Source organism: Arenibacter certesii DSM 19833, assembly GCF_000429545.1.
Classification (GTDB): domain Bacteria; phylum Bacteroidota; class Bacteroidia; order Flavobacteriales; family Flavobacteriaceae; genus Arenibacter; species Arenibacter certesii.
Genome location: NZ_AUCB01000009.1, coordinates 65,082 through 88,413, shown reverse-complemented (window position 1 = coordinate 88,413; position 23,332 = coordinate 65,082). Strand labels below are relative to the sequence as shown.

The 23,332-nt window shown below is 38.2% G+C and carries 15 protein-coding genes; 10 read left to right on the top strand and 5 right to left on the bottom strand.

The window, feature by feature from the left end; translation table 11 throughout:
- The first annotated feature begins 1 nt into the window (after position 1).
- The 5 genes from G466_RS0105590 to acs all read left to right on the top strand — a co-directional run bounded on the left by G466_RS0105590 (position 2) and on the right by acs (position 8,171).
- Positions 2-2,944, top strand: coding sequence for a glycoside hydrolase family 3 N-terminal domain-containing protein (locus tag G466_RS0105590; RefSeq protein ID WP_026812774.1), 2,943 nt, complete (start codon positions 2-4; stop codon positions 2,942-2,944).
- A gap of 18 nt (positions 2,945-2,962) precedes the next feature.
- Positions 2,963-4,039, top strand: coding sequence for an anhydro-N-acetylmuramic acid kinase (locus G466_RS0105585; protein WP_026812773.1), 1,077 nt, complete (start codon positions 2,963-2,965; stop codon positions 4,037-4,039).
- A gap of 79 nt (positions 4,040-4,118) precedes the next feature.
- A complete protein-coding gene (locus G466_RS0105580; RefSeq protein WP_026812772.1) occupies positions 4,119-4,379 on the top strand; it encodes a DUF4212 domain-containing protein in 261 nt (86 codons plus the stop codon).
- Between the two features lie 33 nt (positions 4,380-4,412).
- Positions 4,413-6,110 carry a sodium:solute symporter family protein gene (locus G466_RS0105575; RefSeq protein WP_026812771.1) on the top strand — a complete coding sequence of 566 codons (1,698 nt, stop codon included), beginning with the start codon at positions 4,413-4,415 and terminating at the stop codon, positions 6,108-6,110.
- Positions 6,111-6,263: 153 nt separating this feature from the next.
- Complete coding sequence (acs, locus tag G466_RS0105565) at positions 6,264-8,171, top strand: acetate--CoA ligase (RefSeq protein ID WP_026812770.1); 1,908 nt, start codon at positions 6,264-6,266, stop codon at positions 8,169-8,171.
- 260 nt (positions 8,172-8,431) lie between these two features.
- Here the strand turns inward: acs and G466_RS0105560 are convergent, their stop codons facing one another.
- From G466_RS0105560 to G466_RS0105550, 3 genes are all read right to left on the bottom strand, one after another.
- Positions 8,432-9,649, bottom strand: coding sequence for a multidrug effflux MFS transporter (locus G466_RS0105560; RefSeq protein WP_026812769.1), 1,218 nt, complete (start codon positions 9,647-9,649; stop codon positions 8,432-8,434).
- A gap of 261 nt (positions 9,650-9,910) precedes the next feature.
- Positions 9,911-11,026 (bottom strand): DUF2914 domain-containing protein, encoded by a 1,116-nt coding sequence (locus tag G466_RS0105555; RefSeq protein ID WP_026812768.1) that lies wholly within the window; start codon positions 11,024-11,026, stop codon positions 9,911-9,913.
- 211 nt (positions 11,027-11,237) lie between these two features.
- Positions 11,238-12,131 (bottom strand): sugar phosphate isomerase/epimerase family protein, encoded by an 894-nt coding sequence (locus tag G466_RS0105550; protein WP_026812767.1) that lies wholly within the window; start codon positions 12,129-12,131, stop codon positions 11,238-11,240.
- 473 nt (positions 12,132-12,604) lie between these two features.
- Here G466_RS0105550 and G466_RS0105545 point away from each other — a divergent pair, with 473 nt between their 5' ends.
- Both G466_RS0105545 and G466_RS0105540 read left to right on the top strand, forming a co-directional pair.
- On the top strand, positions 12,605-15,496 hold the full coding sequence (locus G466_RS0105545; protein ID WP_026812766.1) for a PEP/pyruvate-binding domain-containing protein: 2,892 nt from the start codon (positions 12,605-12,607) through the stop codon (positions 15,494-15,496).
- 1 nt (position 15,497) lies between these two features.
- A complete protein-coding gene (locus G466_RS0105540) occupies positions 15,498-16,757 on the top strand; it encodes a serine hydrolase (protein ID WP_026812765.1) in 1,260 nt (419 codons plus the stop codon).
- Here G466_RS0105540 and G466_RS0105535 read toward each other — a convergent pair.
- Both G466_RS0105535 and G466_RS0105530 read right to left on the bottom strand, forming a co-directional pair.
- A complete protein-coding gene (locus tag G466_RS0105535; RefSeq protein ID WP_026812764.1) occupies positions 16,747-19,593 on the bottom strand; it encodes an Npt1/Npt2 family nucleotide transporter in 2,847 nt (948 codons plus the stop codon). The two genes, G466_RS0105540 and G466_RS0105535, sit on opposite strands and share 11 nt — an antisense overlap.
- 125 nt (positions 19,594-19,718) lie before the next feature.
- Positions 19,719-20,639, bottom strand: a complete 921-nt coding sequence (locus G466_RS0105530; protein WP_026812763.1) for a serine hydrolase — start codon at positions 20,637-20,639, stop codon at positions 19,719-19,721.
- Between the two features lie 310 nt (positions 20,640-20,949).
- Between G466_RS0105530 and udk the strand changes: the two genes are divergently transcribed.
- The 3 genes from udk to G466_RS0105515 are packed head-to-tail and all read left to right on the top strand — an operon-like array spanning position 20,950 to position 23,272.
- Complete coding sequence (gene udk, locus G466_RS0105525; RefSeq protein ID WP_026812762.1) at positions 20,950-21,558, top strand: uridine kinase; 609 nt, start codon at positions 20,950-20,952, stop codon at positions 21,556-21,558.
- Positions 21,559-21,564: 6 nt separating this feature from the next.
- The gene (locus G466_RS0105520) at positions 21,565-21,897 is read left to right on the top strand and encodes an FtsB family cell division protein (RefSeq protein WP_026812761.1); all 333 of its coding nucleotides are present in this window, start codon (positions 21,565-21,567) and stop codon (positions 21,895-21,897) included.
- Entirely contained in the window at positions 21,890-23,272 is a 1,383-nt protein-coding gene (locus G466_RS0105515) for a methylmalonyl-CoA mutase subunit beta (protein WP_026812760.1), read from the top strand. Before G466_RS0105520 ends, G466_RS0105515 begins: the two co-directional genes overlap by 8 nt.
- Positions 23,273-23,332: the final 60 nt, after the last annotated feature.

Sequence of the window (23,332 nt, the reverse complement as noted above, 5' to 3'; positions counted from 1 at the left end):
TATGTCTATTAAAAAAATACCCTTACTCATTACCCTATGCCTATTTGCTACAATTTCGCGAGCCCAGGAAAATTCTAAAAAGACACCAGAATTCTTACAATATACCGAAAGTACCTGGGTAGATTCCATAATGAAATCCCTAACCCCACAGGAGCGTATTGGACAACTTATATGGGTGTCTGCCTACTCTAATCGTGGGCCGGAACACCGAGCGGATATCCTAAAAACCATAAAAGATTGGAATATTGGAGGGTTGGTCTTTTTTCAAGGTGATCCCGTAACTCAGGTAAAATTGATGAACGAGTACCAAAATGCTTCCAAAGTACCCCTAATGGGAGCAATTGATGCCGAGTGGGGCTTGGGGATGCGATTGGATAGTACCATAAGTTTTCCCTTCCAAATGGCCCTAGGAGCAATACAGGACGATAACTTAATCTATGAGATGGGAAAAGAAATGGCGCATCAGATTAAAAGAGTAGGATTACACCTGAACTTTGCTCCCGTTGCCGATGTAAATAACAACCCGAATAACCCGGTAATTAACTACCGATCCTTTGGTGAGGACAAATATAAGGTTGCCGAAAAGAGCATTGCCTATATGCAAGGAATGCAAGATGGAGGACTAATTACAACCGCAAAACATTTCCCTGGTCATGGAGACACCAGTACAGATTCCCATTTTGATCTTCCACAAATAAACCACTCTAGAGAGCGATTAAACGATCTAGAGCTGTACCCCTTTAAAGAACTTATAAATGCCGGCATCAATGGCATGATGGTAGCCCATTTAAACATTCCGGCATTAGACCCATCCGGGGTACCTTCAACCCTTTCCAAAGCAATAATCAACGACCTACTACAAGACCAATTGGGTTTTGAAGGTCTTATTGTAACCGATGCTATGGAAATGAAGGGGGTAACCAAAGGCAATTTACCTGGGATTGTAGATAAACAAGCTGTATTGGCTGGTAATGATGTTTTAGAGATTGTGCAAGACGTCTCCAAAGCAATTACTGAAATTAAAAAGGCCGTAGACAAAGGAATCATTTCGCAAAAAACAATAGATGCCAGGGTACGTAAAATCCTTGCGGCTAAGCAATGGGTAAACCTAAACAAATACGAGCCTTTGCCTGTTTCCAATCTACTGCTGGACATAAACAATCCACATGCCTTATTGTTAGAGCGTAAACTAACCGAGGCATCTTTAACTGTACTTAAAAATGAGGCAGACCTCCTTCCTCTAAAACACTTGGATACTTTAAAAATCATGTCGGTTTCTATTGGTGCCGACAAAAAAACTACATTCCAAAAAACGTTGGATCTATATACCAAAGTAGATCATTTTACACTTCCAATGGAAGCCTCCCAAAAGGAAATGGAAGCAATTAAGAAAGAGCTTCCCCAATACAACTTGGTTATAGTTGGTGTACATGATGACACTCCCAGACCACGAAACACCATAAAATTTTCAGAATCCGTACAGTCTTTTATTCAAACCCTACCTTTTAATAATACGGTAGTTGCCTATTTTAAAAACCCATATTCTATAGATAAACTTAACAACTTAGATAATGCCAAGGGGCTTATTGTTAGCTATCAGGATGGAGAATCGGCACAAGACTTGTCCGCACAATTAATTTTCGGTGGTGTGGGTGCTAATGGTCAACTCCCTGTGGGAATCGGGAAAAAATTTAAGGCTGGGGACGGACTTACCATTAAAGGCGGAATTCGGTTTAAATATACCCTACCGGAAGATGCTGGGATGGATTCCAAAACCCTATACCATGGGGTAGATTCTTTAATGAACCAGGCTATTGATTTAAACGCTACTCCTGGAGGACAGCTTTTAGTGGCTAAAAATGGGAAAGTTGTTTTACACAAGGCCTACGGTCTAAAAAAATACAACGACACCACAAAAGTGTCCCTTGAGGATATTTATGATCTAGCATCCGTTACTAAAATTTCCTCTGCTCTTCCTGCTGTAATGAAATTGTATGATGAAGGAAGGTTTGACCTCGATAAAGGGATAGATGATTACCTGAGATATTTTAAAAACTCCAATAAAGCAGATGCCAATTTTAGGGAAATACTAGCGCACCAAGCTGGATTTAATCCCTATATCACCTATTGGAAAAATACCCTTAGAAAAAATGGAAGCTATAAATGGAGTACTATTAAAAAAGATTCGTCGGCTCGGTTTCCTATAAAAATCAGCTCCAATATGTGGTTACACCGCAATTATCAAAAAAAAATATTTAAAGCGATTAAAAAATCGGCTCTCTTAGAAAAAAGGGAATATAAATATTCTGGTTTGCTTTTTATGCTCTTACCCACAATGATTGAAGAAATTACCAAGGAGGATTTTGTGAACTACGTAGATCAGAATTTTTATAACAAACTAGGAGCATACACCTTAACGTATAATCCAGATAAAAAGTTTAACAAAAACCAAATCATACCTACCGAGCACGATTTTATGTTTAGGCACCTACCAGTACATGGTACCGTACACGATGAAGGTGCAGCCATGATGGGCGGCATTTCTGCCAATGCAGGTCTGTTCTCCAATACCAACGATTTAGCCAAGTTAATGCAAATGTATCTTAATATGGGTACCTACGGAGGCGAAGAATATATTAAGGAAAGTACGGTAAAAGAGTTTACCAAAGTTCAATTCCCAGAAAACAATAATCACCGCGGATTAGGATTCGACAAGCCTTTTTTAGAATACAAAGGTGTAAATAGCAATACCGCTAAAGATGCAAGTAGCGATAGTTTTGGACATACTGGATTTACTGGAATTATGGTTTGGATGGACCCAAAGGAGGAGCTATTATACTTATTTCTTTCGAACCGAGTATTGCCTACCCGGGAAAATACCACCTTGTATAAACTGAACACCCGAACCAATATTCAACAGGTTCTTTACGATGCTATCAAATAATCCTAGAACCAATAAAGGATGAAAATTTATAAAGTTTTGGGATTAATGTCCGGTACCTCCCTAGATGGCTTGGATCTAACCTATTGCCATATTTGGAAAACACCCACGGGATGGGATTTCGATATAAAAAATACGGATAGCATTCCCTATTCCGATACATTAAAAGAGAAGCTTAAAAATGCAATTTATCTACCTGCTGATACGCTTTTAGAATTTCATAACACTTATGGAACCTGGCTAGGAAAACAATCCAAGGAGTTTATTAAGACCCATGAATTGGAAGCCCATTTTATAGGTAGCCATGGACATACCACTCATCATCAACCACAAAAGGGGTTCACTTTTCAAATAGGCTCTGGTCAACATCTAGCCAATGAAAGTGGCATTAAGGTAATTTGTGATTTCCGTTCTAACGATGTGGCGCTGGGCGGACAAGGAGCACCTTTGGTGCCTTTAGGAGACCGACTCTTTTTTGGGCAGTACGATTATTGTCTAAACTTAGGAGGAATTAGCAATATTTCCTTTGAACGTAATGGGGAACGATTGGCCTATGATATTGGTCTGGCAAATATGATTCTTAACCACATTACTCAGAAAATAAACCTCAACTATGACAAGGATGGGGCCCTAGCCAGAAAAGGAAGTATCAACAAGCCCATGCTGGAGCAATTAAACAACCTAGAATTCTACAAACTGCCTTTTCCAAAGTCAATTGGTTTTGAATGGTTTGTAGCTCAAGTGGTTCCCATTGTTGAGGCTAACGACGACAATATAGAAAACCTATTACATACCAGTATCCACCATATCTGTGACCAAATTGCTAAACAGGTGGAATTGCAAAAAAACAAAACAGAAAATACACTTTTTGTTACAGGGGGAGGTGCCCTAAACGGTTTTCTTATGGAAACATTACAAGAAAAAGTTGGCAGTAACACCAAAGTGGTAAAACCCACTAACCTCCTAGTAGAGTTTAAAGAAGCCCTAATCTTCGCCCTCATGGCAGTATTACGAGAGGAGAATTCTATAAATTGTTTGCGTTCCGTTACCGGAGCAAAACGCGATTGTTCTGGTGGGGTAATCTACTTACCAGCATAAATTAAATTATCAGATTATTATTCAAATCCGTACCTTAGAAAACGCAAAAAACTTGTCAACAAATAAAAAACCAAACCACATGGAAGACAAACAAAAAAAGGCCACCGCATATTGGAAAGAAAACGTCCGTTATCTCTTCATTCTGCTTTTTATTTGGTTTTTGGTCTCTTTTGGTGCTGGGATACTCTTTAAGGATTTCCTAAATACTTTTAAACTCGGAGGATTTAAACTAGGGTTTTGGTTTGCACAACAAGGATCCATTTATGTTTTCGTAGTCCTCATCTTCGTCTACGTTTACCTAATGAACAAATTGGACAAAAAATACGGCTATAACGAATAAAAATTAACCAACCAACAACCAAAACCATACACTATGAGTGTTCAAACCTGGACCTACCTTCTCGTAGGAATTACTTTTGCCCTTTATATCGGAATTGCTATTTGGTCCAGGGCAGGTTCAACAAAAGAATTTTATGTGGCCGGTGGCGGAGTGTCCCCTCTAGCGAACGGAATGGCTACTGCGGCCGACTGGATGTCAGCAGCTTCCTTTATCTCTATGGCTGGTATTATAGCCTTTGCAGGGTATGATGGCTCGGTATACCTTATGGGGTGGACGGGTGGATATGTGTTACTAGCACTACTACTTGCCCCCTACCTTAGGAAATTCGGGAAGTTTACAGTCCCCGATTTTATTGGGGAACGCTACTATTCCAATACAGCTAGAATGGTAGCTGTTTTTTGCGCCTTAATCGTATCCTTCACCTATGTAGCGGGCCAAATGAGGGGCGTTGGCGTTGTTTTTTCAAGATTTTTACAGGTGGAGATCGATACCGGAGTCATTATAGGGATGGTAATTGTACTGTTTTATGCCGTTTTGGGAGGTATGAAAGGGATTACCTATACTCAAGTAGCACAGTACTGCGTTCTGATCTTCGCTTTTATGGTACCCGCTATATATATTTCCTTTCAAATGACGGGTAACCCAGTTCCACAGCTGGGAATGGGCACCACTTTTAACGATGGCTCTGGCACCTTTTTATTGGATCGTTTAAATGGACTCTCTACCGAACTGGGTTTTGCAGAATACACGGACGGATCCAAATCCATGATAGATGTCTTTGCTATTACCTTGGCGTTAATGGTTGGCACCGCAGGGCTCCCACACGTTATTGTTCGGTTTTTTACTGTAAAAAGAGTTAAAGATGCCCGTAAATCGGCAGGACTGGCACTCCTACTGATTGCAATCCTGTACACTACAGCTCCCGCTATTTCCGTTTTTTCTAAAATTAATTTAATAAATACGGTGAGCAAACAGCCTTATATTGACATGCCAGTATGGTTTAAAAATTGGGAAGAAACCGGACTCTTATCCTTTGAAGATAAAAATAGGGATGGATTAATTCAGTATCTCGCCGATCCCAACCAAAATGAACTTACGGTAGACAATGATATTATGGTGCTGGCCAATCCAGAGATCGCCAATCTTCCGGCGTGGGTGATCGCTTTGGTAGCTGCAGGAGGCCTAGCAGCAGCCCTTTCTACTGCCGCGGGATTACTATTAGTGATTTCCTCCTCAGTTTCCCACGACCTTATCAAGAAAATATTTTTGCCCAATATCTCAGAAAAAGGAGAACTATGGTCCGCTCGCGCCGCGGCAACAGTAGCGGTAGTCGTTGCAGGGTATTTTGGCATCCACCCACCAGGATTTGTCGCTGCAGTAGTAGCATTGGCATTTGGACTGGCCGCCGCTTCTTTTTTCCCAGCTATAGTATTAGGGATATTTTATAAGAAAATGAACAAAGAAGGAGCTATAGGTGGTATGATTGTAGGGATAAGCCTAATGTTATTCTATATGGCAAAATTTAAATTGGGCTGGTTGGGAGAAATCCCAGACAAATCTGAATGGTGGTTTGGAATATCCCCAGAGGGATTTGGTACTGTAGCTATGATCGTTAATTTTATCGTTGCAATAGCCATCAATAAGTTTACCCCAGAACCCCCATTAGAGGTTCAGGAAATCGTAGAACACATTAGGATTCCCAGTGGTGCTGGCGATGCAATAGAACATTAAATTATTTTATGAGCATAAATGTCGGATAGGAAATGGCATATTTGTTTTCATTCCATAATAACCTTTCCAAAAGAGTATGGATTTACAAATTCGTTTCCCAAAACTATCCGAATTAAGATGATTTGTATAAATTTATAAAAAATCAAATAGAACATGAGTAATTATCACATTAAACATTTGGAGGAGTACTATCAAGTGTATCGGAAATCCATCCGAGAACCAGAAAACTTTTGGGGAGAAGTCGCAGAAGAACATTTTTTATGGCGTAAAAAATGGGATAAGGTCCTTAGCTGGAATTTTAGTACTCCGGAAATCAAATGGTTTGAGGGTGCTAAACTAAATATTACTGAAAACTGTATAGACAGGCACTTATTAAATAGAGGCGATAAAACCGCTATTATTTTTGAACCCAACGACCCTAATGAGGAAGCAGAACACATTACCTACAAACAATTACATGATAGGGTATGTAAACTGGCGAATGTTTTAAAAGATCAGGGTATAAAAAAGGGAGACCGGGTATGTATCTACCTCCCAATGATTCCGGAATTAACCATATCATTACTGGCTTGTGCACGTATTGGAGCAATTCATTCCGTGGTATTTGCTGGGTTTTCATCAACCGCATTATCCTCTAGGATAAACGATAGCGATTGTAAGTTGGTAATTACCGCAGATGGTTCCTTTAGAGGCAGCAAATCCATAGCCCTAAAAAGCATAGTAGATGAGGGGTTAGAAAAATGTCCAGGCGTTAAGTCCGTTTTATTAGTAAAGCGTACTAATACCGAAATTAATTTTGTAGAAGGCCGTGATCAATGGTTACAACCTTTATTAGATAAGGCTGATCCCAATTGTGCCCCAGAGATAATGGATGCCGAAGATCCTTTGTTCATCCTATATACCTCCGGATCTACAGGAAGCCCTAAGGGAATGGTACATACCACTGGTGGCTATTTAGTATATACCGCCTATACCTTTAAAAATGTCTTTCAGTATACCGAACATGATGTGTACTGGTGTACGGCAGATATCGGTTGGATTACCGGTCATAGTTATATCGTCTATGGACCTTTGGCCAATGGAGCCACTTCCCTTATGTTTGAGGGGGTTCCCAACTACCCAGACTACAGTAGGTTTTGGCAGATAGTAGAAAAACACAAGGTTAATCAATTCTATACTGCTCCAACAGCAATTAGGGCATTAGCAAAACAGAATATAGAATTTACCAAAAAACACGATCTAAGCTCGCTTAAAGTTTTAGGATCCGTAGGAGAGCCTATAAACGAAGAAGCCTGGCACTGGTACAACGACGTAATCGGAAAAAAGAAAAGTCCGATAGTGGACACTTGGTGGCAAACAGAGACAGGAGGTATAATGATTACTCCCATCCCTTTTGTAACTCCAACAAAACCCACTTTTGCAACACTACCGTTCATTGGAATTCAACCCGCAATTATGGATGATAAAGGTGAAGAAATAAAGGGTAATCAAGTAGAGGGACGTTTATCTATAAAATTCCCATGGCCCGGGATAGCGAGAACTATTTGGAATAATCACAAGCGATACAAGGAAACTTATTTTTCTACCTATCCCAACTATTATTTCACTGGCGATGGAGCCTTTAGGGACGAAGTAGGCTACTACAGAATTACAGGACGTGTAGATGACGTAATCATAGTATCCGGCCACAACCTAGGAACCGCCCCTATAGAAGACTCTATAAACGAGCATCCGGCAGTTTCAGAATCGGCCATTGTTGGTGTTCCACACGATGTTAAAGGAAGTGCACTTTATGGTTTCGTAACCTTAAAGGAGACTGGAGAATCTCGAATGCACGAAAACCTCAGGAAAGAGATCAATCAAATGATTACGGAACACATTGGTCCAATTGCCAAGTTAGATAAGATCCAATTCACTAGTGCGTTACCAAAAACGCGTTCTGGTAAAATTATGAGACGTATCCTAAGGAAATTAGCCAGTAGGGATATGGATAATTTAGGTGATACAAGTACCCTTCTAAACCCAGAAGTGGTGGAAGAGATTAGAAATAACCTTCTTTAAATATTTTTTGGGGGCATTGCCACTTTATATTAAGATATAAAGTGGCACGTGCTTTCCGCTGTATCTTTTTTATTTCCATAAAAAAGGATGCCGCTGCAATCACTAATGCGGCCACTTTATTATAAATACTGCCAGTTTAAAATTCTTAAAAAGCTATATCGATTTTCATATAGCAGACCCAATGCTATTCATTTATAGTTTGCCTTATAAAAATTGGCAATATTATATATGTGCAATTAGGGTTATTATTCAAATTTGAACTAACGATCAAAGGCAGTCTGTAAAATAACACTCCTACGAACAGCAATCATAATAAAAAGGGAAAGACCTGCACAGATAGCAAATCCAATAAACAAAGGTAGCGTTGTCCCCTCCATAAAACTACCAATATAGGTCGCAATAGGTATAGCGATCATTGTAGATACAAACCCGGTAATAGCTGCGCCAATTCCCGCAATATGACCAATAGGCTCCATGGCAATAGCCCTCAGGTTTCCAAACAAAAACCCCAAAGCAAAAAATTGAACGGCAAGAAAAAAGATCAACACCCATAATGGAGGATTGCTCGAATTCCAGAACAAGCTTACATAGGTTAATGATATGGCAAAAAACAAACTAAGGGAGATAGAAGCAAGTTTACGCATACCCCATCTCACTACCATTGTTCCGTTTAATAGAGTAGATATCCCCACAGAAATCGCTAGACCTGCAAAAATATAGGGGAAGTCATCCGCTAATCCATATTGATCCTCAAAAACCTGCTGAGCCGAACTCAAATACACCATAAAAGCACCCGTAATTAACCCCGACACCAAAGTGAAGGCTATACTTTCCTTATGCCTTAGCAGTTCCTTTAAACCTTTTAAATAAATATGTTTGGAGAACTTAATCTTATAGTCGGTTTTTAAAGTTTCTGGTTGTCGCTTCCAAAACCATACTCCTATAACTACCGTGGCCACTAATTGCACAAAAAAGATAGATTCCCATCCAAAACGATCCAAAAAGAATTTTCCCATTGCTGGGGCCACAATAGGCACTAAAATAAAGAAAGCGGTAACAAAAGACATAATCTTAGCCATATAATCACCCCTATAAGAGTCGCGTATCATGGAAATACTTATGGAACGTGCAGCCGATAGGCCTATCCCTTGCAACACCCTACCCGCTAACATCCACTCCAAGCTGGGCGCAAAAACGCAGATAATACTAGCGATAATGAAAATAACAAAACCGAAATATACAATAGGCTTACGGCCAAAGCTATCTGAAAGAGGCCCTAACATCAATTGACCTATTCCCAATCCCAAGAAAATCATGGTAATCAATTTCTGGTTCTCCACAGGATCATGGCTACCTACATCTACTCCTATAGTGGCCATAGCAGGCAATATGGCGTCTATGGCAAGGGCTACGATAGACATTAAGGAGGCCATTATCGCTACAAATTCGAATTGAGGTCTCTGCTGAGAATTTTGCATCCGGCAAAAGTAGTCATATCCAGCACGATAGGAAAAAAAGGCCTTTAAAATAACAAAATGATAACAGTTGAAAGACACCTATGATAAAATGAAACTAGCTAAATAATCTATTATCGTTAAGTATATAATCTGACCCTAATTGCGCTCTCCAAACAATTTTATACCGCTGGCTGGGAAGGTGAATTAATTCCATGCTTTTACCAAAACCTACTTATGGAAAACATAAAAAAGACTTAAAATTTTATAAACTAGATGGAACATTTAGAATCTTCGCTTTACAACCCGCTTAGGTTGTAAGGTGGAATCAATTACAATTTCAAAATCGATTACCCCCAACACTAACTCTTCATCGGTTATAACCTCTACAGACCATAATCCTGGTTTAACATTATTCTTATAAGTGTACCCGCGATAACCTCCATCCCTACCGCCAGTAATTTCATAGCCAATATCATCCATAATCTCCCACTGTGAAGAATCGTCATTATACCATATCCACCTATGATAAATGGATTTTTTTAAGTCGGTGGGAGCAAATACGGAGGAAAACACATATACATTCTCACCAGGTTTATGAATATATTCCGATTTATGGTCTCTCCAAAAAACATACCACTCATCTCTTTCATAGGTTACATGATAACTATTATTTTCCAATTCAATATTATGCGCTACCATTCCTGTTTGCATTGCCAATGGTACAGGAGGTATCATTCTAAAAAAATAAAAAACATTGATCAGTACATAAATAGATAAAATAAGCCCAACTATTTTCCCATAGTGGATTTCCGATCTAGTACTTGGACTAATACCATAGATGATAGTTATTACCAAGAGCGTACAAAATAAACTCACCCCACCGGAAATAAGGAAAATAGTTGTATTCATTTCACTGATAAACACCGGAATAATAAAGGTGAAAAAAGTGAAGCTTATAAAAAAGTATACTCCAAACTGTAAATATTTATTGGAAATCCTTTTCTTGAGCAACTCGTTGGCAAAAAGTAATAGCACGAGAATTACAAAAAAGGATATAGTTCTGGAAAGTGAAACACTTCTAGAAAAATAAATAACAAAAGCGCTGGAGAGGCCTCCAAAGAAAAACTGGATCGCCAAAGGTAAGTACTGCTCATATCGACCCAAAATGGTGTTTTTCCACCGCCCATCATCCGCCAAATTATATAGAAATAGTGCTATCGTTAAGGAGGACATATGAAGGCATAGCACTACCAAATCGTACAACCTATCAATACGTCCAAGGGTTAAAGAATCAAAAATGAAACCCGCAACAAAGAAAATTATGGGAGCGTATTTCTCATGTCTCTTGATAAATTTTCGAAAGCCGCTATTTCTAAGTCTTACTAATGCTCTTTTCATCTAAATATTTGGAAGGGGTAAAAATAATCAATATACTTTCCTTTTACTTTGTTCCTAGTATTTCATTTGAGCCTGTCCCAAGCACTAGAATAAATGAATACTGACTACGTTACAATACTCCACTTTTAAAATCTTAGACCTAAAAATAACTGAAATTATATAGACCTATTCTCAGATCTTCAATTCTATTTTTCACCAAAGGTCAGTGGAATTATAAATATCGCTGCAGGTTTTTCTTAAAATACTGGGCACTGGTCGCAGCACTTTTGATGGAATTATCGGTGAAATTGCCACCTTGTTCTATATAATAATGTTCTAAACCAGATTCCTTGGGGTCTGGAAGTATTTCTTGGTAGTTAATGGATCCATTTCCCAGTTCGGTATAATCCCTACTAATCTTATGCATATCTTTTATATGCCACATGGTATATCGCTTCGGCTGCTTACGGATTAATTCCTTCGGACTGTGGTTAGAAGAACGTATTACCCAGTACATATCTAGCTGCAATTTTACAAGTGCAGGGTCGGTCTCATTTATAATTATATCAAATCCGTTGCCCCCATTCTGATCTTCAAATTCATAGCCGTGGTTATGATAGGCAAACCCTAGACCTGCATCTTTTATTTGTTCTCCGATGGTATTCATCTTCTTGGATATTAATTTATAGTGATCAATGGTCCTTTGTTCAGGTGACAACCAAGGCAAGGTGATGTAATCGCTTTTTAATGTTTGTGCTCCAACAATACACTGATCTACGAAACGTTTTAGTTCATCTTCGGATTTATCCAGGTATGGAGAGAAATTATAATGACCACTACTGACAGTTAGGCCTAAGTCGTCTAACAAATGTTTAAAATCCGACGATGAATAACCGTAATAGCTCCCATTTTCAGCATCAAATCCATAAATTTCAAAATCCACATAACCTAATCCTTTTAAATACCCCAAAGTGCTTTTAGGATCTTTGGCCATTTCATCCCTAATGGAAAATAATTGATATCCCATCTTAAATTTTGGCGCGGTGATCAGGGAAAAAGAAGATAGGGGCAACATTGCCGCTACCCCTAACACTCCAGTTTTGCCAATAAATTTTCTTCTATTCATATAATGCAATTCTACAAAATTAAAACCTGTCTACTCTAAATGTACCGGCTATCAGTTCCGCTTAGGGGTATTTAAAAAAAGACTTTCCCCATGTAATACTTAACCTCTTAACACGGCCCTAAATATTTATTTAAAAATACGGAAGTATATTATATCCTTTAATTCCCTTCCAAGTTAACTAAATTTTATCCAATTAATACTGGGCTAATAAGAGTTATATTTAAAAATCAATTGACAATTAAATTTTTGTTACTTAAAAAACAAATAACCCACTTATATGTCATTCTACTTTTTATATTAACTAAAGTAAAACAACCGATACGTTAAAGTAGTTTCGCAAGAAATCATATATCCGATTTTAAGTCTATCAACGATAAAAAAAAAGTCTGACCGAATTTATAGGGTTAAAAAAAGGGATTACAAAAATTGGAATTACCTTTAATCAATCTTTTCTCTATTGTGACATACCATTTATGATAAAAAAACTGCTTGTTTGCCTACTATTATTACATATTTCTCATTTTACTTGGGGACAAAAACTGAATAACCAAGAAATTAAGGAGCTCATCAATTCTTACAAAAAGGATATTAGGGGTCCTTATAAAGAAATCCGGTGGTTCTGCACAGATGGCAGTATACGTCTGCCGAAAGACCCATGTCCGGATAAAATTGGCCCTGGAGTACAACATGCTACCTACAAAAACTCGATCACCGATCTTGGTAAGAACAACCATTTGTTTTTTGGTCAAATTCTTGCTTATACCGATAAGGAAGAGTTCTGGGATAAGGAAAGCAACCATTCGCGCCTAAAACAATATCAGCTAGATAAATATTTAAGGTCTGTTGACGACGGATGGGTGTTACAAAAAGGGCAATATTATAGAGGAGCTATACAGTCTGAAGACGAAGAGGCATGGGGCATTGATTTTTATAAATGGCTGCTCTCCGATACCGATAATTTAAAAAAACATTTTTTTCTTATCAGACAATCCTTAAAAGATATACCGCACGAAGGAGATGATAATTTAGCGCAAAAAATTAGAAGCGAATCTAAGGTGATTTCCGACATGGCACCTAGCTTTATGGATTTGCGAATAAAAATTCATAGTCAGCCCGATGCGGAAGATATTAATAGGGTAACCCATTATAAAAACAACCATAGCGGAAAATTAAGTTCGGAGGTCAATTCAAAAATTGATGCTTTAACCCGTACCATGACTACCTTCTACAAGTCTGTAGATATTGCTGCTTTGCCAAAAAGAACAAACCTTGTTTTGGAAAAACAGATTGGTAAGGATATAATCATGTATGCGGACCTTTATTCAGAGGAAAAAAATAACGCATTTTTAATTCCGGCAACGGCAGAATTACTGCTTTCCATTAGAAAGGCAATATTAGAAGAAGAATCTGCTGCCGCTAGATTACAATTAATGGACGCCTCGTTAAAACTAGAAGAAATAATTTTTAAAAAAACGCCCGAATGGCGGCCCAAAGACGTAAACGAACTCTTAGACAAGGTATGCTATTTAGGAATGGCCAACGTTGGGGCAGGATATATAGAACTCCAAGAATGGCAACAATTAAACTTGGCTTCCAAGGGGAATTCATTAGGGGAACTTACCAAAACATGGGAACATGCACGTAGGGAAGTAGAATGGAGTTCTTCTATGGTAAAGGCCAATTATCAAAATATTGTAGATATATACACAGGTTTTGAGCCCAAAGCATATGGGTATATAGACGATAAAATTAGGGGTTCTATAGCCTTACACCTGGGGCAGTCCGTTAGTGAATTAGGGGATATAATTGCCAAGGAATCGGCACTCACCAATAAAGTGATGGGTATTGATAACCAAAGCGGCTTTCGCGGTTTAAATTCGGGTTATGCATTGGGTGAACTAGTCGTTGTAAGTGGGTCCCCAGATGAAATTGAAGTAGTTTCAGATAAAATATATGTATTTCAGCGACCGCCCGCAGATTTAAAACCTGTGGCCGGAATTGCCACCGTATCCGAAGGAAATATGGTTTCCCACGTACAACTTTTGGCTAGGAATTTAGGAATTCCTAACGCAGCACTAGCCGATGACAACCTTAGAAACCTTCTACAATATAATGGAGAGGTGGTATTTTTTGCAGTTTCCAATAAAGGTAATGTGATTATGAAGCTGGAAAATGATATGACTCCAGAGGAGCGAAATCTCTTTGCCAAAAAAGAACGCAGGGAAGATAGGGTGCGCGTCCCCATTGATAATATCCGATTACAGGAAAACAAAATTTTAGACCTTAAAGAAGTGGATGCCAGTGATTCTGGAAAACTCTGCGGCCCTAAAGCGGCTAACCTAGGTCAATTAAAAAAGATGTTCCCTAACAAAGTGGTAGAAGGCCTAGTAATTCCCTTTGGAATTTTCAGATCCCATATGGATCAATCTATGCCAGATAGCAAAGTTACCTATTGGGAGTTTTTAAACACCATTTTTAAAGAGGCGGAAACCATGCGGACCCAAGGAATTAACCAAAGCGAAGTTGAGAACTATCAATTACAAAGATTGGAGATGCTAAGAGAAGCTATAAAAAATATTCCCTTACAAGCGGAGTTTCTTGATCAACTAGAAAAAGGGTTTGCCAATATACTCGGGGAAAATTTAGGGGAGATTCCAGTATTCCTTAGAAGTGACACCAATATGGAGGATCTAAAGGACTTTACTGGAGCAGGTCTTAATTTAACCATATTTAATGTGGTGACAAAAGAAAAGATAATTGCAGGAATTAAAGATGTATGGGCCTCTCCCTATACGGAGCGCAGTTTTAAATGGAGACAAAAATTCCTGTTGAATCCAGAAAATGTTTTCCCATCTATATTGGTTATCCCCAGTGTAGATGTAGATTATTCAGGAGTTTTAATTACCAAGGGAATCAGCTCCGGAAGACCGGAAGATTTAACGATAGCCTTTAGTAGAGGTGCTGGGGGCGCGGTAGACGGGCAATCTGCAGAAACCTACGAGCTATTTGATGCTGGAGGCAAACAGTTGCTTGCACCTGCCAGGGAAACTTATTACAATAGGCTCCCCACAGTAGGAGGAACAGAAAAAAAGATAGCTACCTTTGAAAATTTCATATTAAACGATCAAAACGTTCAGGATATTAGAGATCTTGCAAATGCTATTAGGGAAACGATGCCCAAAGAAACAAGCACTGATTATAAAGGTGCTTATGATGTAGAGCTAGGTTTCCAAAACAATAAGTTATGGTTGTTTCAGATTAGACCTTTTGTGGAAAATAAAAAAGCACAAAGCTCCGATTATTTAGAAGCTATAACCCCAAATATAGATCTGAACAAAAAAATCAATCTCTCCCAAAAAATATAAGATGCGGAAATATTTCATCTACACCCTTTTATTACTATGCTGTTCTGCATTTACTGTGGTAAATTATTACCCAATAGATGGATACGAGCGCACGGGAATAAAACGTTTAAAGTATTTGGAATTAGTTAAAAGTGGAGAAATAAAATCAGCCTCCCCCCTACCTGCCGGAGCTTATAAATCGTACGAGGAAATTACTCTTAATCTTCTCTCAAAAAAGAAGGATAGTTTGGAATCCATTTTAACTATAGACGAAAATTTTCAGAAAGAAATAAACGGACTTTTCAAAGGGTTGGATAAAAGTTATTCTCTTGCAGTTTTGGATATTTCCGATGTAAATCAGATTCGCTATGCAAAGCGAAATGAAACCGCAGGCTATCAACCGGGTAGCGTAGGTAAATTGGCGGTATTGGTAGCGCTATTTGACCAATTATCGAAAATTTATCCTGACTCCTTCGAAAAAAGAATTGATTTATTACGTTCCAAATCCGTTAAGTCAGGCGTCTGGGGCTTAACAGATTCACATACCGTTCCAATTTTTAATGTAGAGACCAATAAACTCATTAAAAGACAGGTGGTTGCCAGTGACGTGTTTACCTTATTTGAATGGGCAGACCATATGCTCTCTGTTAGCAATAATGGCGCTGCCAGTATAGTATGGCGGGAAGCCTTGTTAATGGCCGCCTTTGGACAGGCATACCCAGAACTTACTCAAGAAGAAGCCGATGCTTATTTCAACACTACCCCTAGAAAAGATCTCACCGATTTATCCAACGATATTGTAAACCTACCACTACGTAATTTAAACATAAGTTCCGATGAATGGCGATTGGGCAGCTTTTTTACCTCTGGCGCCAACAAATATGTTGGAGACAAGGGCGGAAGTATAGGATCTACTTTGGGGTTAATGAAGTTCTTAATCCAATTAGAACAAGGGAATGTAATAGATGAAGCCTCGAGCCTTGAGATGAAGCGATTAATGTATATGACGGATCGCAGGATAAGATATGCACAATCCCCTTCATTAAAAGAAGCCGCTGTTTATTTTAAATCGGGGAGTTTGTACCAGTGTAATAAAACAAGTGGTGAACCTTGTGGCAAATATATGGGGAACATCACAAATTTTATGAACTCCGTAGCCATTATAGAACATCCAGATAACTGTACCTATATGGTGGTTTTAATGACCAATGTATTGCGAAAAAATTCGGCCACAGACCATATGATGCTGGCCAGCAGTATTGATAAAATAATTAAAAAGTAGTCTTTTCAGTGGATTGAAGGATTTCAGCAGCCTTTTTCCTAACCTTTTCATGAGAATCATCCAAAGCCATTTCCAATAGGGAGTTGTATTTTGGTTCGTTAATTTTTTCAATTAGGTAAAGTACCGCCAATCTCAATTTAACATCTTTTCTTTTTAAGAGGGCAGTATAACATTCAAACTCACTTAGCACCTTAATATTTAAATTCTTTAGTTTTTTTTCTGAACCCGTTTCTAAAAGGGTGGATTCGGCTACAGGAATCAATTCCTTTTTAAGCTGAATATCTAAGATGTTATCTAAAAACTCAATGGCATGTATCCGTTGTTCCTCTTTTCCGTGCAGTATAGAGTTTAGTATGGGGTCTACATCCTGTGGAGGGTATTTGATACCCAAAAACTTAAAGATTCGTTGTAATTGCCTATCCAATCGCATTTCCAATAAATGTATCAAACCGTTTCTGGCCTCGTTTTCTTCGCGCGATTCCGGTATCTCGGAATTTCTTTTATATCTGATGATAATCTGGGAATGAATAACAGAAAGGGTATTCTGATAAAGATTGCATTCGTCCAAAATTCTATCCACAATAAATCGATCGTTAATTTTTAAATGTGGATACTTCCATTTCAATCTTTTTAAGACCTCAATAGCTTCAATTTTTATAGTATGTTCCGTTTCTCCAGTTAGTTTTATCAAAGTATTTACAGCTTTTTGCGAGGCAAACTTTTCCATTACCAATACTACTACTGCAGCATCTTCCATCTCCACCTCATTCTCCCTCAATACCTTTTCGTACAGAATGTCAATTATAGGCTCTCCAAAGAAATATAAGGCTTCTACACTAGACTTTCTAGTTTCCTTCCCCGATAACTTAGCAACAATTAAACTCACGAACTGTTCGTTCAAGGTTTTGGATGCCGCTATTATTGCAGTGTTGGCCACAGCACTATTTCCGGAATCTATATGCACCTTTATAACATCGTAAAACCGTTCTACCTTGGCATTTCCTATAGCTTCCAGAATAGCCTGTATCTTATTCGTTTTCTCCTCCTCGGAGCTTAAGTAGGTAAGTTGCGACAACGCGTTTTCTATTCGGTTATCCAAACTAAAACGGCCTTGTAAAAGCGTATTGTTCCTCAATTCTAAGGACAAGCCTACCAAGGCAGCATTGGCAATGGTGTTATCCTCCACATTGAGATAGGTATTAAAAAGCTGAACCTGATCCTGATCGTAATTCTTCAGTAAGTATCTAAACGCAGAAGTGGTGACTTGCTGATCTTTATCCATTATCAGATCTTGAATGGGTACACATAAATTTTCGGTGTTAAGAAAATAAAGGTTCTCTATAGCAAGAGCCCGCACCTTGGCAGAAGGATAACTTAAAAGATTTTTAATGGCATAAAAAAAACGTTCATCCTTCACCTCTAAAGTTTTATGGAGCATGTGAAGTATCTGATTCTCCGTTCCGCTATTTAGCACCCGGACAACGGTATCTATAATGGACGTGACCTTTATTTCTTTCTTATCTACCTTTTCCTTTTTTACACCAGATTGTTCCAACAACCCTTTAAACGCTATTATATACTCCCTTCTGAGATGATAGATAAAATACAACCATAAAGAAATTAGGATAATAATAATTAAACTGATGTAAGTTGAAGGTATTTCTAGCGCATTGATAAAGAATATCAAAATAAAGCCGGCCAGTCCCGTTGCGATACTATCTACCACTACATCAGTAAAGGTTTTGGTCTTCTTTTTAATTTCTATGGGTATGGGGATGGAAAGAAGCTCCGTTGCCGCTTTATTTACGGACTGCTTTAAACTCCCATCCACAATTTTAATAAATACCACCACCCACAACTGGGGAAGAATCAATAATAGAACCGACCCAATTAAAATACCTGTGGGCAACCATAATAACGACTTCCCAACCCCAAAAGTCCCCACAATTCGCTTGGTAAGAAATAATTGAATTAATAAGGAAATTACACTGAGCGTGGAAAACCAAAATCCAAAAAATGAAGTCAGCTCATCCTGATTTTGTATAAACCTAGAGGCATAATCGCTGTATTGATAATCTACAAGCTTGGCGATTAGCACACTAATCCCAATTACCAGGGCAATTAAGCTTAGTAATTTAGATTGTTTAATTAGTCTAAAAGGAGATTCTCCTTTAGGTGTAGACCTTCCTGAAACTTGAAAAGGGTTTAATTTCACTACCTCTGTACTCCATATGTAACGGGTAATGGGAAGACAGCATAGAAGCAAGGCCGCTGCAACAAACAGCAAATTTTCAGTGTATAGTATCTTGGTCAACAAAGAGGTTAAATACCCCCCAAATATTCCACCAGCTATAGCTCCCGCACCAATAAATCCAAAGACGCGTTTTGCTTCTCTTACATTATAGACTAGGTTGGCCATTATCCAAAACTGAGAGGCGGTAAGCAGACCAAACAATGCCACCCAGACATATGGTATATAAAGAATATACCCGCTAGCAAGGTTAAAACTAAATGCGATAGCAAATAGCACCAATGAAATTACTGAACCTATAATAGTCCTATCAACTATTATGTTCAGTGCATATTTTTCCATGGCGCTATCATAAAAATAAGAACCTACAATAGCCATAATTGCTGTTAGCACATAACCTAGAGGAAGAGCACTAGAGGAAAGTTCGGAAAGAAATAAGGAGTTGATAGTTGGTTTTACAATCAGTAGAACCGTTATAATAAGGAATATGTTCAACTGCAGAAGAAGCGTTTTTTTTAACTCCTCCTCCTTCAGATCAAAAGCTTTTAGAATATATGTTTTAACCAGTGATAATAGGTAGTTCAAATGTGGTTCTTTATGTAAATTAAATACCAAATAACTTATTAGGACTAAACCAATTTACAATATATAGCGCTAACAAAGGTAACTGGAGCTCCTATTACCCAACATGTGTGATGATGGACCATGGTTCAATTAATGGCCACTTGAGCGCGTCCTGCCCGTAGTACTTTTTCTACTGGCTTCACAAGATCTCGAATTATTTGCTCCCCAGATTCATCATCTATCAAAGCAACTAAGATATAACGTCTATTTGGATTCTTTCCCCATACTAGGACCGAGTCCGAATGAAAATTTTTCCAAGATCCAGATTTACGATACAATTTTGCAGTGGGTGCAATAACGTCTAGCGTGTTTACAAATTTATGATGCAATTCAGGATCCCCCATTATATCTAGCATCTGTTTAGATCTCTCCCTATTAACCAATTGACCATTGGCTAACAAATAATAATAACGGCATACCTGGTTTACCGTGGCGGCATGGGATAAATTCTTAAGGGGTTCCCTATTGGTGTCCCCGCCCCCACCGTAGCGCTTACCTACCCAGAGTCCGCCACCACGTTCCTCATCATAAAACTTATATTTGGGATCGGTCATCACGGATTGTATCTTATCATAGCCCAATCGATCGATCATCCTTGTTGAGGCCGCGTTGTTAGATCTACTGATCATGAGCCGCATATCTTCCCTTATTGTTTGGTTGTCCTTAAGCTCCCCTTTTTCTAACGCATCCATAGAAGATAGCAAAATTGCAATTTTAGGCAAACTAGCTGCGTACATCATATAATTGCCATTAATACTAGCATATTTTGCCTCGTCTGGATTTTTTAAATCTACGATTCCTACAGCCATTTTTCTATTTTTCATTAAGGCTTTCCACTTGGGATTGGACATAAGTTCGCGTTCCAAACTTTGCTGCAGACTATTGCTTGCCAAACTCGTCAAAGGTTTCACCTGAGATTCCCCTATTCTGATTGGGAGGTCTTTTTGGGCATATATTCCTGTAGCGGATAATAAGGTAATTATAAAAAGATAAAATCTATTCCCCATAATGTTTTTAGCTGTTACAACATATTAAACAAAATTATTCATTTATAGAATTACTCCTTGTTAATTTTTATGATTGCTAACTATTTTAATTCCCCTTATTTATATGGTATTTTGGCCGAAAGCGCACCTGTAAATGTTAAATCTTTTAGTATCTTTCTATAAATGGGGATTTTATCTGCTTAACTTTATATTACTCACATAAAAATCCAAGGGCACTAAGTGTATAGATCCATCTCTTTTGCCTATTGATAGAATTAAAATCACAGGGTTTTCATCCCAAATCGCTATTTTTGGAACAAAATATTTAGAAATGCTAATTATCGGGATTGCAGGAGGAACCGGATGTGGAAAAACAACCGTAGTAAACCAGATTATCAATGAGTTACCAAATAAGGAGGTTGGTGTAATTTCCCAAGACTCTTATTATAACGACCTTTCTTATCTTTCCTATGAGGAGCGGTCGCAGATAAATTTTGACCACCCACGGGCGATCGATTTTGAACTGCTGGGAAATCATTTGAATGAACTAAAACATGGCAATCCAATTCATCAACCGGTGTATTCTTTTGTAAATCATAACCGAACCAAAGATACCATCCTTACCCATCCCAGAAAGGTGATGATCGTTGAGGGAATCTTAATTATGACAAATCCACAAATCAGGGAAATGTTCGACATTAAGATTTTTGTGCATGCCGATTCTGACGAGCGATTAATCAGAAGGTTAAAGCGGGATATTAATGAGCGGGGAAGAGATCTTGATGAAGTGCTAGAGAGATACCAGAAAACTTTAAAGCCTATGCACAATCAATTTATTGAACCTACCAAGGAGTATGCAGATATAATAATCCCCAACAACAAATACAATACCGTTGCCGTAGATATTGTTAGGTCTATCATTAATCAAAAGCTAGCATAGCTATTTATGGGAATAAAAGAGATAAGAAAGAAAAAATGGTTCGCTATAGTGACCAATATGTATGTATTGGTACTTACTGCCTTTTTGATTTGGATGGTTTTTTTTGACACCAACTCCCTACTTATACATTGGGAACTTAAAAAGGAAATAAGAAACCTGGAAAAACAACGCGAATTTCTACAGGAGGAGATTTCTAGGGATAAGAAAATTATAGAAAAGCTTTCAGATCCTGAGGAGTTGGAGAAATTTGCTAGGGAACAGTATTATCTGAAAAAGAAAAACGAAGAGATTTATTTAATAGAATACGAAGACAGTATAAAATCTAAGAAAAATGAGTAATTCCAAGCTGTTCCTTGATTTTCGGGAGATTTCCGTTAAAGAATGGAAACAACTAATACAGGTAGACCTTAAGGGCGAGGACTATAATGAACAGTTAATTTGGGAATCCCCAGAAGGGATAAAAACAAAGCCTTTCTACCATATGGAGGACATGGCCTCCTTAGATTTGCCCAAGTTTCAATTAAATAATTCTTGGGGAATTGGACAGGCCATTTATGGGGGAAATGCGGTTATGGCCAATAAAAATGCCTTAGATGCCATAAAAAAAGGAGCAGAAGATCTTCATTTTACCGTTCCATCACCTAAAATAGATCCAAAGGAGTTACTACAACACATCGATTTAAATAAACACACCCTATATTTTGACTTGCAGTTTTTATCGGAGTCGTATTGTAAATCGCTTTTAAAATTCGCTGAAAATAACGCTCACCATATTTTTCTGAACATCGATATTATTGGAAATTTAGCTCGAAGCGGGAATTGGTTTTCTAATATGAAGCAAGATCACCAGCAGATGGATAGCATCCTTGCCTTAAACCATGACAATACCTTAAGCGTTGACCTTACCCTTTATGAAAATGCAGGTGCCAACAGAGTACAACAACTTGCCTATGCAATGGCACATGCCAATGAGTACCTCAACCATTTAGAAGATAAAAATAAAGCGCTTTTAAAAACAACCTTTTTTACTTTTAAGGTAGCTATTGGTGGGAATTATTTTTTTGAGATCGCCAAAATCAGAGCCCTTAGAATGTTGTTCGCCACTTTAGCAAAGGAATTTGGAGCTGGGCCTAATTGCCATATCATTGCCGTGCCTACCAAAAGAAACAAGACCTTGTACGACTATAACAACAATATGCTGCGCACTACTACGGAATGCATGTCGGCCATCCTTGGAGGTGCAAATACGGTCTGCAACTTACCCTATGATGCCATATACAAAAAAGACAATACATTTGGATCTAGGATGTCCAGAAACCAACTACTACTCCTAAAAGAAGAAGCCCATTTCAACAAGGTTGGCAATGCTCCAGATGGTAGTTATTACATAGAGACCTTAACCCATCAATTGGCTTCGATGGCCTTGGAACTATTTAAACAGATAGAAACTGGAGGCGGATTCTTAGCGCAACTGAAACAACAGCTCATTCAGAAAAAAATAAAGGAAAGTGCAAACAAAGAACAGGAACGGTTTAATAAAAAGGAGGTTATCTTGGTTGGAACTAATAAATATATTGCCGCCGAACAACAAATGAAAGATAATCTGGAACTGTATCCTTTTGTTAAAACCAAAACCAGAAAAACTTTAATAGAACCCATCATAGAAAAAAGGCTATCGGAAGCGTTAGAACAAAAGCGCTTGGAACAGGAATAAACTTAAGTCTTAATATTATAAGTTTGGTTAACTTAATAGAAGAATTAATACCCCATAGCA

Coding starts and splice junctions, on each gene's coding strand:
- G466_RS0105590 (WP_026812774.1), top strand. CDS start 2: ATGTCTATTAAAAAAATACCCTTACTCATTACCCTATGCCTATTTGCT.
- G466_RS0105585 (WP_026812773.1), top strand. CDS start 2,963: ATGAAAATTTATAAAGTTTTGGGATTAATGTCCGGTACCTCCCTAGAT.
- G466_RS0105580 (WP_026812772.1), top strand. CDS start 4,119: ATGGAAGACAAACAAAAAAAGGCCACCGCATATTGGAAAGAAAACGTC.
- G466_RS0105575 (WP_026812771.1), top strand. CDS start 4,413: ATGAGTGTTCAAACCTGGACCTACCTTCTCGTAGGAATTACTTTTGCC.
- acs (WP_026812770.1), top strand. CDS start 6,264: ATGAGTAATTATCACATTAAACATTTGGAGGAGTACTATCAAGTGTAT.
- G466_RS0105560 (WP_026812769.1), bottom strand. CDS start 9,649: ATGCAAAATTCTCAGCAGAGACCTCAATTCGAATTTGTAGCGATAATG.
- G466_RS0105555 (WP_026812768.1), bottom strand. CDS start 11,026: ATGAAAAGAGCATTAGTAAGACTTAGAAATAGCGGCTTTCGAAAATTT.
- G466_RS0105550 (WP_026812767.1), bottom strand. CDS start 12,131: ATGAATAGAAGAAAATTTATTGGCAAAACTGGAGTGTTAGGGGTAGCG.
- G466_RS0105545 (WP_026812766.1), top strand. CDS start 12,605: ATGATAAAAAAACTGCTTGTTTGCCTACTATTATTACATATTTCTCAT.
- G466_RS0105540 (WP_026812765.1), top strand. CDS start 15,498: ATGCGGAAATATTTCATCTACACCCTTTTATTACTATGCTGTTCTGCA.
- G466_RS0105530 (WP_026812763.1), bottom strand. CDS start 20,639: ATGGGGAATAGATTTTATCTTTTTATAATTACCTTATTATCCGCTACA.
- udk (WP_026812762.1), top strand. CDS start 20,950: ATGCTAATTATCGGGATTGCAGGAGGAACCGGATGTGGAAAAACAACC.
- G466_RS0105520 (WP_026812761.1), top strand. CDS start 21,565: ATGGGAATAAAAGAGATAAGAAAGAAAAAATGGTTCGCTATAGTGACC.
- G466_RS0105515 (WP_026812760.1), top strand. CDS start 21,890: ATGAGTAATTCCAAGCTGTTCCTTGATTTTCGGGAGATTTCCGTTAAA.